This is a genomic window from Streptomyces sp. DSM 40750 (assembly GCF_024612035.1).
In the GTDB taxonomy this organism is placed as follows: Bacteria; Actinomycetota; Actinomycetes; order Streptomycetales; family Streptomycetaceae; genus Streptomyces.
The window spans coordinates 9,185,528-9,201,724 of the sequence record NZ_CP102513.1 but is presented as its reverse complement, the minus strand read 5'-3'; the positions used below and the strand labels follow the sequence as shown (position 1 = coordinate 9,201,724).

Sequence of the window (16,197 nt, the reverse complement as noted above, 5' to 3'; positions counted from 1 at the left end):
CGCGTCCGGGTAGGGGTTCTCCCTGGTCAGGGCACTGTCCGTGACACCACGTACACCATCGGATGGTCCGGGTTCGACCGGTTCACGACGATGTCGTGGGTGGGGGCGGGGTTCTTCTGGTCGTTGACGAGGCCGTACCAGGGGCCGGAGCCGCTGAAGTCCCAGCCGACGATCCGCCGGTCACGGGCGTTGATGGCGATCTCGTCGTCCTCCAGGTCGTCCGTGCCGACGCCGATCTGGTTGAGGAAGCTCTCCAGGCCCTCGTTGCTCGTATAGAACTGCGCGTAGAGACGGCTGGTCTTCCAGTTGTTCGTCTCGTAGTACGCGACGTGTTTGGAGTACGGCGGGATCGGCACCTGGTAGAGGCGCTGCTGGACCCGGGAGGGCCAGTGCGCGGTGAGGCCGGTCGCCGAGTACTTCTTCTCCTTGTCCTTGCCGCTGTCGCGGCTCTGGTTGGCGGAGATCACCAGATAGCCGGCGGGTACGCCGATGAGCAGCACGATGATCGCCAGGGTGATCGCCCGGCGGCGGATCGTGCGGCGGCGGTTCTCGGCGGGCCGCTCCGGCTCCTCCGGGGAGGAGCCCTGATGCGGCAGGGAGGCGGTCACGCGGAGTCCTGGGTGGTGCGGCGGGCCTCCACGTACCGCGCGTAACGCTCGTACCGCTCGACTCTGCGCCGGTTGGCACGGCGGAAGCGGCGGGCCACGAGCCTGGCGAGGTCGGCGGCGCCCACCATGCCGGCCTCGGGCCCGAGCTGGGCGCGCGCGATACGGGCCTCGGGGCGGTAGCCGCGGCCGGTGAGATGACGGCGGAAGGCGTCCCGGGCCGGGCCGATCAGCAGGTCGTCGGCGGCCGAGACACCACCGCCGATGACGAAGCAGGACGGGTCGAGGGCGGCGGCCAGGTTGGCGATGCCGACGCCGAGCCACTGGCCGATGTCCTGGAGCAGCTCGATACACATCGCGTCGCCCTCGCGGGCCAGCTCGGTGATCATCGGCCCGGTGATGTCGCCGATGTTCCCCTTGACGTGCTCGATGATCCCGTACGCCACCGGGGAGTCGGCCGCCGCGAGTTCGCGGGCCTCTCTGACCAGGGCGTTTCCTGAGCTGTACTGCTCCCAGCAGCCGCGGTTGCCGCACGGGCAGCGGTGGCCGCCGGGCACGACCTGCATATGGCCGAACTCGCCCGCGACGCCGAACTTGCCGCGCTTGACCTGGCCGTCCTCCAGGATCGCGCCGCCGATACCGGTGCCGAGCGTGATCATGACCAGGTGGTCCTCGTCGCGGCCGGCGCCGAAGCGCCACTCGGCCCAGGCGGCGGCGTTCGCGTCGTTGTCGACCAGCACCGGCACGGCGAGGCGGCCGGCGAGGCGGTCGCGCAGCGGCTCGTTGCGCCAGGAAAGGTGGGGGGCGAACAGGACTCGGTTGCGGTCCGCGTCGACCCAGCCGGCGGCGCCGATGCCGACGGCGTGCACGTCGTGCCGGTCGGAGAGGTCCAGGACCAGCTCCGTGATGGTGTCCTCGACGACCTGGGGGCTCTTCGACTTGTCCGGGGTCTCCGTGCGGAGCTTCTCCAGGATGTTGCCGTCGGCGTCCACGACGCCCGCCATCACCTTCGTACCACCGATGTCGATGCCGACGGTGGGAACGCGGGGGGCCGTCAGGTGGGAGCGGCGCTCGCGCGTTCCCACGGTCCGCAGGACGGTGGCCCGCGCGGAGCCGCGGTGGGTGAAGTCGCGGTAAGTGCTCATCGGGCCGATTCTGCCTCAACGCTCCGCTTGGTGGTGCCATGGGGGCAGGGGGTGCCGCCTCTTTGTCGTTCTGCTGCGGGTGCGTGAGGGCTGGTCGCGCCCACGCGGCGGAGCCGCATATGTCACAGCCCCGCGTCCCTTACAAACAAAGGGTGCTCCCCTGACAAACAACCTGACAGACAAAGGGTGCTCCCTGCTTATGACCGCACCAGGAGTTGGAAGTCGAACGAATAGCGGGACGCCCGGTAGATGTGGGTGCCGTATTCCACCGCTCGGCCCGTGTCGTCGAAGGTGGTGCGTTGCATCGTCAGGAGGGGGGCGTTCACCGGCTCGCTGAGGCGGTCGGCCTCGTCCGGGGTGGCCGTTCTCGCGCCGATGGTCTGGCGGGCGCTGTGGAGGGTGATGCCTGCGGCACGCATGAGGCGGTAGAGGCCGGTGGCTTCGAGCTGGGGGGAGTCCAGGTCGAGGAGGTCGGTGGGGAGGTAGTTGCAGAGGCAGGCCATGGGTTCGCCGTGGGCCAGACGGAGTCGCTCGATACGGTGGACTTCGCTGCCCTCCGCGACGGCGAGGGCGGCGGCGACCTCGGCGGAGGCGGCGACGGTGGTGTTGGCCAGGACGCGGGTGGCCGGGCGCTGGCCGGCGGCCTCCAGGTCGTCGTAGAGGCTGCTCAGTTCCAGGGGGCGTTTGACCTGGCTGTGGACGACCTGGGTGCCCACCCCGCGGCGGCGTACGAGCAGGCCCTTGTCGACCAGGGACTGGATGGCCTGGCGGACGGTGGGGCGGGACAGGCCGAGGCGGGCGGCCAGCTCGATCTCGTTGCCCAGCAGACTGCCCGGGGTCAGCTCGCCGTGCTCGATCGCGGCCTCCAGCTGCTGGGACAGCTGGAAGTAGAGCGGGACCGGACTGCTGCGGTCGACGCTGAGCTGGAGCGACACGGTCGGAGCCACTTCTGGTTTCGGCACGGGCCGAGCGTAGCCCCGGTGCTTGTTGACGGGAAGTTGCGTAGTTCGGTTGTCCGGACAAACCATTGACACGGCGGCAGGTGCGACCCCACTTTGTTTCCCATGCGCATCGGACTCATCGGGGCGGGTCGCATCGGAACGTTTCACGCGACCACGCTCAGCCGCCACCGTGATGTCGGCTCTCTGATCATCACGGACGTCGACAGGGCTCGGGCCCATGACCTCGCGGATCGCCTCGGCGAGACGGCGGCGCCGGGCGTCGACGAGATCTTCACCTGGGGTGTGGACGCCGTCGTCATAACGGCCGCGACCTCGGCCCACGGCGAACTGATCGGTCGGGCAGCACGCTCGGGACTCCCGGTCTTCTGCGAGAAACCCATCGCCGTGGACCTGCCGGGCACCTTAAGCGCGCTGGCCGAGGTCGACGCGGCCGGGACCGTGCTGCAGATGGGCTTCCAGCGCCGTTTCGACTCCGGTTATGTCACCGCCCGGGAGGCGGTGCGCGCGGGTCGGCTCGGGCGGCTGCACACCGTACGGGCGCTGACAGCCGACCAGACGCCGCCGCCCGCGGAGTACCTGCATATCTCCGGAGGGATCTACCGGGACTGCCTGATCCACGACTTCGACATCGTGCGGTGGGTGACGGGGCGCGAGGTCGCCACCGTGTACGCCACCGGGTCGGACGTCGGGCACCCGATGTTCCGGGAGGCGCACGACCTCGACACGGCGGCCGTCGTGCTCACGCTGGAGGACGGGACGCTGGTCACGGCCACGGCGGCGCGGGTGAACGGGGCCGGGTACGACGTGCGGCTGGAGCTGGCCGGGGAGCTGGACACCGTGGTGGTCGGCCTGGACGACCGTACGCCGGTCGCGTCCACGGAGCCGACCGGGCCGCCGCCCGCCGACAAGCCGTGGACGGGCTTCCTGGAGCGCTTCGCCGCCGCGTACGAGGCCGAGATCGCCGCCTTCGTCGAGGTGGTGCGGGGTGAGCGGGCCAACCCCTGCGACGGCCGTGAGGCCCTCCAGGCGCTCCGGATCGCCGAGGCGTGCGAGCTGTCCCGCCTGGAGCACCGGCCGGTGAACCTGGGGGAGATTCCGGGGGGCCGGGACTAGCCGCCGGGCTGGGGCCAGGGAGTTTCCGCCCCCGCCGCCCCTGCCCGTCCCGTCCCCAGGGGCGCTGCCGCCCCTGCCACCCCGCGCCCCTTTCACGGGGCTCCGCCCCGGACCCCGTTTCCCTTGAGTGCAGTAGGGGCTTGGGAGGGTGTGTGGCTGCGGGATCGTCGTGGCTTGTCGTGCAGTTCCCCGCGCCCCTGAAAACATCCAGCCGAGCCCCGGCGTCTCCCATCGCGGCAGCGCCCCCGGGGACGCGACCGGTAGAGGCGGCGGGGGCGAGAAACACTCCTCACCAGCGCACCGGCAGGCTCCGTACCCCGCGTATCAGCATTCCCGGCAGCCAGTCGCCCGGTGGGCCGTCGAGGGCAAGGTCGGGGCAGCGTTCCAGGAGGGCGCGGAGCGCTGTGCGGGCCTCCAGGCGGGCCAGGGGCGCGCCCAGGCAGTAGTGGATGCCATGGCCGAAGGCGAGGTGGCCGCGGGTGTCGCGGTGGATGTCGAAGTGGTCGGGGGCGGGGTACCGGCTGCCGTCGCGGTCGGCGGCGGCCAGGCCGATCATGACCGAGTCGCCCGCCGGGATGGCCGTACCACCGATGTCCAGCGGCTCGGCGGCATGGCGGAACGTCGCGTTCTCCACCGGGCCCTCGTGACGCAGGGTCTCCTCCACGACCGCGTCGACGAGGCTCATGTCGGCCCGTACCTCGGCGAGTTGCTCCGGGTGGGTGAGGAGCGCGTGGACGGCGCCGGTGATGAGGTTGACCGTGGTCTCGTGGCCGGCGATGAGGAGGATGAAGGCCATACCGCGCAGCTCGGCCGGTGACAGCCGGTCGCCGCCCTCGTCCGTCGTCCGGATCAGTGCGCTCAGCAGGTCGTCGGCCGGCGGGGAGCACCGCTTGTCCTCGATCAACTCGCCGAGGTAGGCGGCGAGTTGGACGAAGGCCTCGTACTCGCTCTCGCCGCTGGTCGGCGCCACCGCCTCCGTCGACAGCTTGCGGAAGGCCGCCCGGTCCAACTCGGGCACGCCGAGCAGCTCGCAGATGACGGTGAGCGGCAGCGGGTGCGCGAACGACTCCACCAGGTCGGCTCGGCCGAGCGGCAGCATCGCGTCCAGCAGCGAGCCGGTGATCTCCTGGACCCGCGGTCGCAGTTGCTCGACCCGGCGGGCGGTGAACTCCCGGGCTATCAGCCCGCGCAGCCGTGTGTGCTGGGGCGGGTCGCTGACCAGCAGATACTTGCCGATCAGCTCCTCGTCGAGGAAGGTCACACCGATCTTCGCGGGGTCCTTCGACAGCCGGGGATCGGCGAGCGCCGCCCGTGCCTCCTCATACCCCACCACGAGCCAGACCTCGTGATGGACGTCGGGCTTCGGCAGCCGCACCCGGTGCACCGGCCCGAGCGCCCTCAGCTCGGCGTACACGGGATACGGGTCCTCGGTGAACCGCGGCCCGTACTCCCCCAGATCGATCACATTCATCCGTCCCATGAGTTCCCCCCTCGCCCTTACAACGCGCGGGTCCGCCCATGAGTGCCCTGGTGCCCGCCTGAGTGCCCTAGTGCCCGTCCTCCTCCAGCAATCCCGCGTCGTACGTCAACAGGGCGATCTGCACACGGTTGTTGAGGTCGAGTTTGGCGAGGATGCGGGAGACGTGGGTCTTGACGGTGGCGACGCTCAGGAAGAGTTCGGTGGCGATCTCGGCGTTGGAGGCGCCGCGGCCGACGGCGACGGCGACCTCGCGTTCGCGGTCGTTGAGGGCGGCGACTCGGGAGCGGGCGTTCGTGCGGCGGGTGTCGGGGGCGCCGGCGGCGGCGTGTGCCATGAGCTGGCGGGTGACAGCGGGCGAGAGCACGGGGGCACCGGCCGCGACACGCCGTACCGCTTCGACGATCTCGGCGGGCGGGGTGTCCTTGAGGACGAATCCGGCGGCGCCCGCGCGCAGCGCGCGCAGGACCTGGTCGTCGGCGTGGAACGTGGTGAGGACCACGACCTGGGGCGCGTCCGGGCGGCCGCGGAGCCGCTCGGTGGCCGCGAGGCCGTCGACGGTCGGCATCCGGATGTCCATGAGGACGACGTCGGGGCGCGTACGGTCGACGAGGGCGTCCACCTCGCCGCCGTCGGCCGCCTCGCCCACGATCTCGATGTCGTCGGCGCCGCCCAGCATGAAGGACAGTCCGGCGCGCACGAGGGGGTCGTCGTCGACGAGGAGGAGTCGGATCGCGGTCATCGGCCCACCGTTCGGATCGCGGTCATGGACACCACCGTAATGAGGGCTTCGTCCCGGAGCACCGCCTTGTCGTGCGCCGACCCGTTAGTGTCGGCCGGTACGGCATTCAACTGACGGAGGTTTTGGGTGCGTTACCGACTCCTGGGCCGGACCGGGCTCCGCGTCTCCGAGCTGTTCCTCGGCGCCATGACGTTCGGGGAGCAGGGCGGGGTGGGAGCACCCCGGGAGGAGTGCGCGCGGATCCTCGACGTGTACGCGGAGGCCGGCGGCAATGTGATCGACACCGCGGTCAACTACCGGGGCGGGGAGAGCGAGCGCATCGTCGGCGAGCTGCTCAAGGGGCGGCGCGACCGGTTCGTGCTGTCCACCAAGTACACCGTCTCGCGCGACGGCACCGATCCCAACGCCGCGGGCAACCACCGCAAGAACCTCGCACTGTCCCTGGAGACGAGCCTGCGGCGCCTGGGCACGGACTACGTCGACATCTACTGGGTGCACATCTGGGACCGGAACACCCCGGTCGAGGAGACGATGCGCGCCCTGGACGACGCCGTACGGTCCGGGAAGGTGCTGTACGTCGGTATCTCGGACGCCCCGGCGTGGGTGGTCTCGCGTGCCAACACCCTTGCCGAATGGCGGGGTTGGTCACCGCTGTCGGCGCTCCAGGTGCCGTACAGCCTGCTCAACCGGGACATCGAGCGTGAACTGCTGCCGATGGCGGAGGCGTTCGGCATGTCGGTCGCGGCCTGGAGCCCCCTGCAGAACGGCGTCCTGTCCGGCAAGTACACCCGCCCGGGCGGGGTGGCGCCGGGCACCGCGACCCGGCTGTCCGCCGAGGCGATCGGGGAACGCGAGCGCGCGGTGGCGGAGGCCGTGCAGGCCGCCGCCGACGAACTCGACGCCACCCCGGCCCAGGTCGCCATCGCCTGGACCATGGCCCACTCCCCCGCCGTGCACCCCATCCTCGGCGCCCGTCGCGTCGAACAGCTCATGGACAACCTCGGCGCCGCCCGGCTCGTCCTCCCCGAGGACATGCTGGCCCGGCTGGAGGAGGCCACCGGCTTCCGCCTCGGCTTCCCCGGCGACTTCATCGACGAGGCGTCGGCGTGGGTGTACGGGTCGGCGGGGCAGCGCGTGGTGCCGCGGACGGCTTGAACGGACGTGGGCGCCGGGCCGGTCGGCCATGGTCTGCTTGAACGGACGGGGGCACCGGGCCGGTCGGCCACGGACGGCTTGAACGGACGGGCGCGGGCCTCTCGGGCGACCGGCATCGGCCCTGCCACGTACCGCTCGATCGGCGCCGGTCCCCCTCAGCCGCGCAGCCGTACCCCGTACCGGGTGCGCAGGCGGCGTACCTCCCACCACGCGACGGCCGACACCGAAGCCGGGCCGCCGATGAGGGCGGTGAGCTGGACCAGGGGCGGTCCCGGCGGCAGCCCGCCGACGGCCAGGTTGATGGCGGCGAACTCCCACACCAGGGCACCGGTGAGCAGCGCCGGGAGCGCCGGGTGCACATCGGCGGTGTTGAAGGCGCTGCGTACGGCGGGCCCGGAGGCGAAGGCGATGAAGAGCAGCACCCAGAGCAGCGGCAGGAGGAGGACGAGTGGCCCCCAGCGGCCCACGTCCTCCCCCATGTGCTTGTCCGCGTAGTAGATCGCCCCGATGAGGAGCGGGACCATCGTGAAGGCGCCGACGTACCACAGGGCCGATTTCCCGGCGGTGCGCAGATGGGGGCGCATGGCTCGTCTCGCGGTCGGCGACGACCAGCGGAAGAGGGCCGCGACGACCATGGGCGCGCTGAGGAGCAGCAGCCAGGGCGTGATGGTCAGCCGCATCATGAACTGCTGCTGCGCCTGGTCCACGTCCTCGGGCCTGCCGTACGCCGCCAGGATCAGCAGGGACATGACGGTGGCCGTCCAGGCCCGGGTCCGCTGCACCCGCGCCACACCGTCGTCCGCGACACGGTGCCGGGCCCGGGAGGGGAAGATCCGCCGGGCCGGGCGGCGGGCCGAGCGGGCCAGCGGGTAGCCCACCAGCAGACCGACCACCAGCGGCCAGGCGCACATGGCGGCCAGAGCCCACAGACAGCCGTGCAGCCGGAGCCCGCTGAGGAACCGCCCCAACGGCGGCCAGTCGTCCTCCCGCAGCATCCGCCACAGGGTGGGCGGCGGGTACGGGCCGTATGGGTGAGGGGGATACGGGCCGTACGGCGGCGGGCCCGGCTGGGGCGGCACATACGGTCCCGGGGACGGCGGAGGAGCCGGGGGGTACGGTCCTCCGTTCGGCTGCCAGGGCGGCTGGTACGGATCGTGTCCCCCGAAACTCACTCCGCTGTCCCTCCCGAGGCGCCCGGTGCCGTATGGCCCGCCCGTGTCGTACGAGTCAACTGGCCATGATGGGGGACGAGATGGCGTCGCGCACGCCGTTTGCCCGGGTTCAGCCCCAGGGCAGCCAGGCCCGCACGCCGAACCCGCCGTCCTGGTCGGGCCCGTGGTCCAGACGGCCCCCGGCCAGCGTGGCGCGCTCGGTGAGGCCGATGAGGCCCTGGCCGGAGCCGGGGACGGGCGGGACCTCCCCCGAAGGCGGCGGATTGCGTACGGAGACGGTGAGTCCGTCGCCCGGAGCGCCCGAGACGGTGACGGTGACCTCGGCGCCGGGCGCGTGCTTGCGGGCGTTGGTCAGGCACTCCTGGGCTATGCGGTAGGCGGTGCGGCCGACGGCGGCGGGGACGGCGGCGCGGTCGGTGACGTCGTGGTCGAGGACGACCTTCATACCGGCCTCGCGGGACTCGGAGACGAGGGTGTCGAGCGCGGCGAGCGTCGGCTGGGGCCGGTCCGCGTCGTCGGGCTCGCCCGCGCGCAGCACGCCGATGATCTCCCGCAGGTCCTGCAGGGCCTCGTGGGCGCTCTCCCGGATGACACCCGCCGCGCGGGCGATCTCGGCCTGGGGCGCGTCGGGCCGGAACTCCAGCGCGCCCGCGTGCACGCTCAGCAGCGTCAGGCGGTGTGCCAGGACGTCGTGCATCTCCCGCGCGATGTCTTCACGGGCGAGCCGTTGCGCCTGTTCGGCCCGGAGCGCCGCCTCCGTCTCGGCCCGTCTGGCGCGGTCCCGGAAGCTCAGCATGAGCTGCCGCTTGGAGCGCACGAACATGCCCCAGCCGACGATCGCGGCGGTGAGCAGCGCGGCCAGGAACACCGCCCAGGGATAGCTGACTTCGGGGTCCGGCCGCAGCCAGAAGAACAGCGGGATCAGCGCGACGGAGGCGCCGGCCACCCAGGCCACGTGGCGGAAGGGCCGGTGCACCGTGAGGGTGAAGAGGGCGACGAGGCCGGCGCCGCCCGCGGTGTTGGACACGAAGCAGACCGGGACCATCGCCACGGCGAGGCCGACCGGCCAGCGGCGGCGCAGCCAGACGGCGGCGCAGGCGAGCGCGCCGAGCACCTGGTCGACGACGGCGAAGGCCTGCGGCAGGTCGGGCTCGCTCCTGACCGTTTCCACACCCAGGAGACCGATGAACACGGCCAGCAGGAAGCAGGTGAAGTCGACGACCCAGTCGCGCGCGGTGCGCTTGGGCGGCCGTCCGGGGTGTCCGTTCTCGGGGTCGTGGTCGGCGTCGAGCAACGCCGACGGCAACAGCCAGCTCCGTCCCGGAAAGGTCGGCGGCTCGGGTACCGGCTTGTCACCACTCATGGTCGACAAATCTATGCAGCGACGGCCTCCGCCACCTCCCTCAGCCGGTGATCGCGACCAAAGTCGTGACCTCGTCGACTTTCGGCGGCCCGCCGCACCGCGGATCGGCACTCCCGTCGGACCGGCCTCGCCCCGCGGCCGATGAATGTGGGGGGACCGCGGGGCGAGGATCTGGGACATGAAGCAGTTGTTGGAGTTTCTCGGGTTCATCGCCCTGCTGCAGGGCTCCGGCGGTCTGGTGTACGAACTCACCGGCAAGCTGCGGTGGGGGGTGACGCAGCGGTGGAGCGCCCTGGACGGCTACGAGATCTATGCGAGCATCGCGCTGATCGTCCTGGCGCTCGCCCTGTTCGCGGCGGCCGAGAGCCGGAAATCCGGGTGACCGTCCGAGGGAGCGAGCGACCGGCGGCCCACCTGACCGTCTGTCCGGTGGGGGACGAACAGACGGTCAGGTGGGGTGGTGCCGGATCGGTCAGGTGGGTGGTGCCGGATCGGTCAGGACGGGTGGTGCCGGATCTGCCTGATCAGCAGTCGTAGTCGACCAGGTCGAAGGACGCGTAGTGGTCCGCCGTGTAGTAGTCCTCCTGGTAGTCCTCACCGGTGACGATGCGGCGGGCGCCGCGGGTGGAGGAGCCGGGGGTCTTCACCGTGTACTCGTGGTAGTAGCCGGTGGACTGCGCCGGCAGGATGCGTTCCCGGTTCTGGAAGACGCTCCCGTCCTGCGAGTACGGGTACGGGCCGCCCTGGGCGATCAGGTTGAGCGTGGTGTACGCCTGCGACGGCAGGTCGCTGTAGCAGATGCTGCCGACGGCGGTCGTGGCGGCGCCGGCCGGGCCTGCGGCGACCGTGCCGCCCACCAGGAGGGCGGACAGGAGGGCGGCTGCCGCTCCGATGCGTGGTGCGCGTGGGGGGAATCTCATGGCCCCATGATGACGCGCGTAGACAGTGGCATGTCAATGACAAGTTCCATGATTTTCCGGGCACGTCCGTTAAGTTTTCCGGGAGTTAACCGGAGTTCACGGGGGTGCCCGCGATCTTCACACCGTCGACCGCGGGCAGGGCCCGTCGCAGGTCAGGCGTTCTCCGGGAGTTCGTACGTGCCGTATTCCGGGCGCCCGGCGAGCTCGTACGTCTGGATCGACACGCCGGTGCTCGTGATGCTGCCCCCGGCGTGACGGAACGCCGTCGGGAGGGCGCCCTCGGCGAAGAGGCGGCGGCCGGCGCCGAGGACGACCGGGAACGTCAGCAGGTGCAAGGTGTCGACCAGGTCGAGGGCGAGCAGCGACTGGGCGAGGTCCCCGCTGCCGTGGACCTGCACCTCGCCGTCGGTACGCTCCTTGAGGGCGGTGACCTCCTTGGCGAGGTCACCGGAGAGCACGGTCGTACCGCTCCATTCGGGGTGGGTGATGGTGTTCGAAACGACGTACTTCGGCAGGGAGTTGAGCCTCCCCGCGACCGGGTCGGCCGGGTCGGTGACCTTCGGCCAGTGGGCGGCGAAGATGTCGTACGTCCTGCGGCCCAGCAGGAAGGCGCCGACGCGGCCGAAGACTCCGTCGATGAACCGTCCGAAGTCCTCGTCCCCGTACGGGACGCTCCAGCCGCCGTGCTCGAAGCCGTCGCGGCGGTCCTCGTTGGGGCCGCCGGGGGCCTGGTAGACGCCGTCGAGGGTGACGAAGGAGGTGAGGGAGAGCTTGCCCATGGCGGGGTGCCTGCTTTCGTGCTCCGTGGTGGGGTCTGTTGTCATCAGGGCAGACCCCGGTGGCGCCCGCAACTCATCGGTGGTCCGAGGATGCGGGGCCCGGAAGCGCTCCGGACGGCTCCGGCGGGAGGTCGACGTCCGTTCGCCGCCAGCGGTGGGGCGGGGCTGCCGGTGGGATGGGGGACATGACTACTGCGAACGGAAACCTGAACGACAGCGACGTCCTGGACCGCGCCACACCTCTGAACGACAGCGACGTCCTGGACCGCGCCACACCTCTGAACGGCAAGGTCGCCCTCGTGACCGGTGGCAGCCGTGGCATCGGGGCCGCGACGGCGGTGCGGCTGGCCCGGGAGGGCGCGCACGTGGCCGTCACGTATGTGCGGGGCAAGGAGGCGGCCGAGGAGGTCGTACGGGCCGTGGAGGCCCTCGGGCGGCGGGGAGTGGCCCTGCGGGCGGACGCCGGGGACGCCGGGGAGGCGGCGGGCGCGGTGGGGCTGGCGGCCGAGGCGCTGGGCGGGCTGGACGTGCTCGTGAACAACGCCGGGGTCGGGGTGCTGGGGCCGCTGGAGAGCCTGCCGCTCGCCGAGGTGGACCGGGTGCTCGCCGTGAATGTGCGGGGCGTGTTTCTGACGTCCCGGGCCGCCGCGGCCCGGATGGGACGCGGTGGTCGGATCATCACCGTCGGGACGTGTATGACGCAGCGGGTGCCGGAGCCTGGCGGGACGCTCTACGCGATGAGCAAGTCGGCGTTGGTCGGGTTGACGAAGGCGCTGGCCAGGGAGCTGGGCGGACGGGGGATCAGCGCGAACATCGTCCATCCCGGGCCGATCGACACGGATCTGAATCCGGCAGATGGGCCGTACGCGGCGGGGCAGGCGGGGATGACCGCGCTGGGGCGGTTCGGGACGGTGGCCGAGGTGGCGGGGATGGTGGCGTATCTGGCGGGGGCGGAGTACGTGACCGGGGCGGAGTTCTCTGTGGACGGTGGATACGCCGCGTAAGGGGTGCTGAGGGGGCGCGGGGGCGGCTGGTGTGCGCGGACATGTGCCGGAGCCTCGTGGCCTGTCGCGCGGTTCCCCGCGCCCCTGGCAGACGGGGGCTTCGCCCCCTGTCTGCTCAGCCGCCCAGTTCCTGGTGACGAGCCTCCAAGCGGGTCGCGCCCTCTTCCGTCAGGGAGCCGAAGAGGCGGAGGCGGGAGATGCCGCCGTCGGGGTAGATGTCGATGCGGGCGTGGGTGGCCATCGCGGGGGTGGGGAGGAGGAAGCGGTGGTTGGTGTCGGGCTGGAGGCGGGTGCGGGGGAGGATCTCCCGCCAGTCGCCCTCGTCGCCGTCGCGGACGGAGACCGTGGCCCAGCCGGCCGCGTTTCCCTTGAGGTAGGCCGTGTCGATCTCCAGGGCGCGGATCTCGGACTGGGCGGCCAGGCGGTAGCGGATCCAGTCGTTGCCCTGGTCGCGGCGGCGGCGGGTCTCCCAGCACTCGTGCATCACGCGGGCGCGGCCGGGCTGGATGGTGTTGGTGGCGGGTGAGTAGAAGAGGTTGGAGGCGTCCTCGGCCTGGCCGCCGTTCTCCAGGGCGACCACGTCGAAGGTACCGAGGGCGGCCAGCCAGGCCGGGTCCGGGACCACCTCGCCGTGGACGCGGAGGCGGGCGATGCCGCCGTCGGGGTGCTGGTTCACGCGGAGATGGGTGAAGCGCTGCTCGACCGAGACCGCGAAGCCGTTCGCCGCGTGGCCGCCGACCGGGGTGCGCGGGACAAGGGTCGTCCACTTCACGTCGTCCGCCAGCAGCTCCTCCGGCGACGGGGAACCGGGCACACACGCGCCCTCGACGGACACCGCCTGCGGGTAGTTGCCCCGGAAGTGGGCCGTGTCGACGACGATCCCGCGGATCACGCCGGGCGCTCCCAGGCGGACCAGCGCCCAGTCGTGGTCCTCGGCCGTCGGCCAGGGGTGCTCGGCCGAGGCGCCCCGGCGGCGCCGGGTCTCCCAGCCGTCCATGATCTTGCCCTTGTGCCCGAAGTGCTCGGGGTCGAACTCGGCACGCTCGGGCACCAGCAGGTTCTCGCGCTGGGCGAAGAACTCGTCGTTGGCGGCGACGACACCGGCGCCGAGCCTGCGGTCGGCGAGGTCGGCGAACCGGGTGAAGGGGAAGTCGGCGGTGCGGTAGTCCGCGTACGGGTCGCCGCCGCCGTACGGGTTCGCGTCGCCGGTGAAGCTCGCCGACGGGGAGTGATGCTGCGCCGTCACGATGATCAGGTCTGCCTTTCGGTTGTCGGCCGCTGCGGGTGCGGGATTGGGGGCCCCTGGTCGAGCGAAGTCGAGAGCTTGGCGGAGAATCAAGGGGTGCGGGTGAGGAGCTGTCCCTTCGGGTCGGTGAACTCGCCGTCCACGACGATGGGTTCGCCGCGCAGCCAGGTGGACTTGACCACGCCGTACAGGGTCTTGCCGGCGTACGCCGTGACGCGGTTGCGGTGGTGGAGTGCGGCCGGGTCGACGGTGAAGGTCTCGTCGGGGGCGAGGACGGCGAAGTCGGCGTCACGGCCCGCCTCGATGGCGCCCTTGCGGTCGTCGAGGCCGACCAGTTCGGCCGTGCGTGACGACATCCAGCGGACCACGTCCTCCAGGCCGTGGCCGCGCTCGCGGGCCTCCGTCCAGACCGCCGCGAGGCTCAGCTGCAGGCCGGAGATGCCGCCCCAGGCGGTGGCGAAGTCGTCGGTCTTCAGGTCGGCGGTCGACGGGGAGTGGTCGGTGACGACGCAGTCGATCGTGCCGTCGGCGAGGGCCTGCCAGAGACGATCCTGGTTGGCGGACTCACGGATCGGCGGGCAGCACTTGAACTCGCTTGCCCCGTCCGGGACTTCCTCGGCAGTGAGGGTGAGGTAGTGCGGGCAGGTCTCGACGGTGATGCGGACGCCTTCGGCCTTGGCCTCGGCGATCAGCGGCAGCGCGTCGCCGGAGGACAGGTGGAGGACGTGGACGCGCGCGTCGAGCCGCCGGGCCTGGGCGATGAGGGCCGCGATGGCGGTGTCCTCGGCGTCGCGCGGACGGGAGGCGAGGAAGTCGGCGTATCTCGGGCCGCTCCGCTGCGGGGCCGCGTCGAGGTGGTGCGGGTCCTCGGCGTGGACGATGAGCAGTCCGCCGAAGCCGGCGATCTCGGCCAGGGAGCGGGCGAGCCCGTCCTGGTCGAGGTGCGGGAACTCGTCCACGCCCGACGGCGACAGGAACGCCTTGAAGCCGAAGACCCCGGCGTCGTGCAGCGGCCGCAGATCCTTGACGTTGTCCGGCAGGGCACCGCCCCAGAAGCCGACGTCGATGTGGGCCTTGTCGGCGGCGACCTCGCGCTTCGTACGGAGGTGGTCGACCGTCGTGGTCGGCGGGAGGGAGTTGAGGGGCATGTCGACGAGGCTGGTGATGCCGCCGGCCGCCGCGGCGCGCGTGGCGGTCCAGAAGCCCTCCCAGTGGGTGCGGCCCGGGTCGTTCACATGCACATGGGTGTCGACGAGGCCGGGCAGCAGGACGTGGTCGCCGAGGTCCTCCAGGCGCGCGCCGGACGGTACGTCGGCGTCGTAGGGGAGTACGGCCGTGATCCTGCCGTCCGCGACGGCGACCGCGGCGGGGCGCGTCCCGTCGGGGGTGATGACGCGCGTCGAGCGCAACACCAGTTCAGCCTCGGACACCGGGACCCCTCTCGCCGTACCGCCGTTCACTTCCGCGTAACGGTATTTACTTCCGCGTAACGGAATTCAACGTTCTGTTGAAGGAGTTTTCACCCCCGCTTCCGCGCCGTCAAGGGCACACCCCTCCACTCTGCACCCATGCATCCACTCTGGATGTTTTCACAAGACGGAATTAGGCTTCCACTAAACAGAACGTAGTGACGCACGCGCGAGTAGTCAACGAACTGCCCGGTAGGCTGCGACCTTGCCCGCCACCCCGAAAGGACCGCGCCCGTGCCGACGTCCAGCGCCAGCGCCAGCACCACCGACTCCACCAAGTCGTCGTCCGGTGGTGTCCAGTCCCTCGAGCGCGCCTTCGATCTGCTGGAGCGGATGGCGGACGCCGGCGGCGAGGTGGGCCTCAGCGAGTTGTCAGCGAGCAGCGGGCTGCCGTTGCCGACCATCCACCGGCTGATGCGGACGCTGGTCGTCTGCGGCTACGTACGCCAGCAGCCCAACCGGCGGTACGCCCTCGGCCCGCGCCTGATCCGCCTCGGCGAGTCCGCGTCCCGGCTGCTCGGCACGTGGGCGCGCCCCTACCTCGCGCGCCTCGTCGAGGAGACCGGGGAGACGGCGAACATGGCGCTCCTCGACGGCGACGAGATCGTGTACGTCGCCCAGGTGCCGTCCAAGCATTCGATGCGGATGTTCACCGAGGTGGGCCGCCGGGTACTCCCCCACTCCACCGGCGTCGGCAAGGCCCTGCTCGCCGGCTTCCCGGCCGACGAGGTGCGCGCCCTGCTGGCCCGTACGGGCATGCCGGCCGCGACGGAGAAGACGATCACCACACCCGAGGGCTTCCTGACCGCGCTGGAGGACGTACGCCGGCTCGGCTACGCGATCGACGACAACGAACAGGAGATCGGCGTCCGCTGCCTCGCCGTCTCCGTCCCCAACTCCCCCACCGCCGCGGCCATTTCGATCTCCGGCCCCGCGGGCCGCGTCACCGAGACCGCGACGGACCGGATCGTGCCGGTGCTCCAGCAGGTGGCCGCCGAACTGTCGGAGGCCCTGGCGACTTCGGGCGCGAACGGCTGACAGCTCC

Annotated in this window: 16 protein-coding genes; 5 read left to right on the top strand and 11 right to left on the bottom strand. The window is 71.5% G+C overall.

The window, feature by feature from the left end:
- Window positions 1-26: 26 nt before the first annotated feature.
- The 3 genes from JIX55_RS40340 to JIX55_RS40330 all read right to left on the bottom strand — a co-directional run bounded on the left by JIX55_RS40340 (window position 27) and on the right by JIX55_RS40330 (window position 2,685).
- Complete coding sequence (locus JIX55_RS40340) at window positions 27-608, bottom strand: sugar kinase (protein ID WP_257568154.1); 582 nt, start codon at window positions 606-608, stop codon at window positions 27-29.
- Entirely contained in the window at window positions 605-1,750 is a 1,146-nt protein-coding gene (locus tag JIX55_RS40335; protein WP_152172533.1) for an ROK family glucokinase, read from the bottom strand. The genes JIX55_RS40340 and JIX55_RS40335 overlap by 4 nt, the downstream gene beginning before the upstream one ends.
- A gap of 197 nt (window positions 1,751-1,947) precedes the next feature.
- Window positions 1,948-2,685 carry a GntR family transcriptional regulator gene (locus JIX55_RS40330; protein WP_257569638.1) on the bottom strand — a complete coding sequence of 246 codons (738 nt, stop codon included), beginning with the start codon at window positions 2,683-2,685 and terminating at the stop codon, window positions 1,948-1,950.
- A gap of 129 nt (window positions 2,686-2,814) precedes the next feature.
- Between JIX55_RS40330 and JIX55_RS40325 the strand changes: the two genes are divergently transcribed.
- Window positions 2,815-3,825 carry a Gfo/Idh/MocA family oxidoreductase gene (locus tag JIX55_RS40325; RefSeq protein ID WP_257568153.1) on the top strand — a complete coding sequence of 337 codons (1,011 nt, stop codon included), beginning with the start codon at window positions 2,815-2,817 and terminating at the stop codon, window positions 3,823-3,825.
- A gap of 289 nt (window positions 3,826-4,114) precedes the next feature.
- Here the strand turns inward: JIX55_RS40325 and JIX55_RS40320 are convergent, their stop codons facing one another.
- Complete coding sequence (locus JIX55_RS40320) at window positions 4,115-5,305, bottom strand: cytochrome P450 family protein (RefSeq protein ID WP_257568152.1); 1,191 nt, start codon at window positions 5,303-5,305, stop codon at window positions 4,115-4,117.
- A gap of 67 nt (window positions 5,306-5,372) precedes the next feature.
- The gene (locus JIX55_RS40315; RefSeq protein ID WP_257568151.1) at window positions 5,373-6,044 is read right to left on the bottom strand and encodes a response regulator; all 672 of its coding nucleotides are present in this window, start codon (window positions 6,042-6,044) and stop codon (window positions 5,373-5,375) included.
- A 126-nt stretch (window positions 6,045-6,170) separates the two neighbouring features.
- Between JIX55_RS40315 and JIX55_RS40310 the strand changes: the two genes are divergently transcribed.
- Window positions 6,171-7,199 carry an aldo/keto reductase gene (locus JIX55_RS40310; RefSeq protein ID WP_257568150.1) on the top strand — a complete coding sequence of 343 codons (1,029 nt, stop codon included), beginning with the start codon at window positions 6,171-6,173 and terminating at the stop codon, window positions 7,197-7,199.
- A 155-nt stretch (window positions 7,200-7,354) separates the two neighbouring features.
- Here the strand turns inward: JIX55_RS40310 and JIX55_RS40305 are convergent, their stop codons facing one another.
- Both JIX55_RS40305 and JIX55_RS40300 read right to left on the bottom strand, forming a co-directional pair.
- Window positions 7,355-8,194, bottom strand: a complete 840-nt coding sequence (locus JIX55_RS40305) for a hypothetical protein (RefSeq protein WP_257568149.1) — start codon at window positions 8,192-8,194, stop codon at window positions 7,355-7,357.
- Window positions 8,195-8,480: 286 nt separating this feature from the next.
- Complete coding sequence (locus tag JIX55_RS40300; RefSeq protein ID WP_257568148.1) at window positions 8,481-9,734, bottom strand: sensor histidine kinase; 1,254 nt, start codon at window positions 9,732-9,734, stop codon at window positions 8,481-8,483.
- 178 nt (window positions 9,735-9,912) lie between these two features.
- Between JIX55_RS40300 and JIX55_RS40295 the strand changes: the two genes are divergently transcribed.
- Complete coding sequence (locus tag JIX55_RS40295) at window positions 9,913-10,116, top strand: hypothetical protein (protein WP_257568147.1); 204 nt, start codon at window positions 9,913-9,915, stop codon at window positions 10,114-10,116.
- A 142-nt stretch (window positions 10,117-10,258) separates the two neighbouring features.
- Here JIX55_RS40295 and JIX55_RS40290 read toward each other — a convergent pair whose 3' ends face one another.
- Together JIX55_RS40290 and JIX55_RS40285 are read right to left on the bottom strand one after the other, a co-directional pair.
- Window positions 10,259-10,654 carry a ribonuclease domain-containing protein gene (locus tag JIX55_RS40290; RefSeq protein WP_257568146.1) on the bottom strand — a complete coding sequence of 132 codons (396 nt, stop codon included), beginning with the start codon at window positions 10,652-10,654 and terminating at the stop codon, window positions 10,259-10,261.
- Window positions 10,655-10,806: 152 nt separating this feature from the next.
- Window positions 10,807-11,433, bottom strand: a complete 627-nt coding sequence (locus JIX55_RS40285; protein ID WP_257569637.1) for a dihydrofolate reductase family protein — start codon at window positions 11,431-11,433, stop codon at window positions 10,807-10,809.
- Window positions 11,434-11,618: 185 nt separating this feature from the next.
- Here JIX55_RS40285 and JIX55_RS40280 point away from each other — a divergent pair, with 185 nt between their 5' ends.
- Entirely contained in the window at window positions 11,619-12,437 is an 819-nt protein-coding gene (locus JIX55_RS40280) for an SDR family NAD(P)-dependent oxidoreductase (RefSeq protein WP_257568145.1), read from the top strand.
- Between the two features lie 115 nt (window positions 12,438-12,552).
- Here the strand turns inward: JIX55_RS40280 and alc are convergent, their stop codons facing one another.
- Together alc and allB are read right to left on the bottom strand one after the other, a co-directional pair.
- The gene (gene alc, locus JIX55_RS40275) at window positions 12,553-13,683 is read right to left on the bottom strand and encodes an allantoicase (protein WP_257568144.1); all 1,131 of its coding nucleotides are present in this window, start codon (window positions 13,681-13,683) and stop codon (window positions 12,553-12,555) included.
- A gap of 89 nt (window positions 13,684-13,772) precedes the next feature.
- Complete coding sequence (allB, locus tag JIX55_RS40270) at window positions 13,773-15,113, bottom strand: allantoinase AllB (RefSeq protein WP_257568143.1); 1,341 nt, start codon at window positions 15,111-15,113, stop codon at window positions 13,773-13,775.
- Window positions 15,114-15,386: 273 nt separating this feature from the next.
- Here allB and JIX55_RS40265 point away from each other — a divergent pair, with 273 nt between their 5' ends.
- Complete coding sequence (locus JIX55_RS40265; RefSeq protein ID WP_257568142.1) at window positions 15,387-16,190, top strand: IclR family transcriptional regulator; 804 nt, start codon at window positions 15,387-15,389, stop codon at window positions 16,188-16,190.
- Window positions 16,191-16,197: the final 7 nt, after the last annotated feature.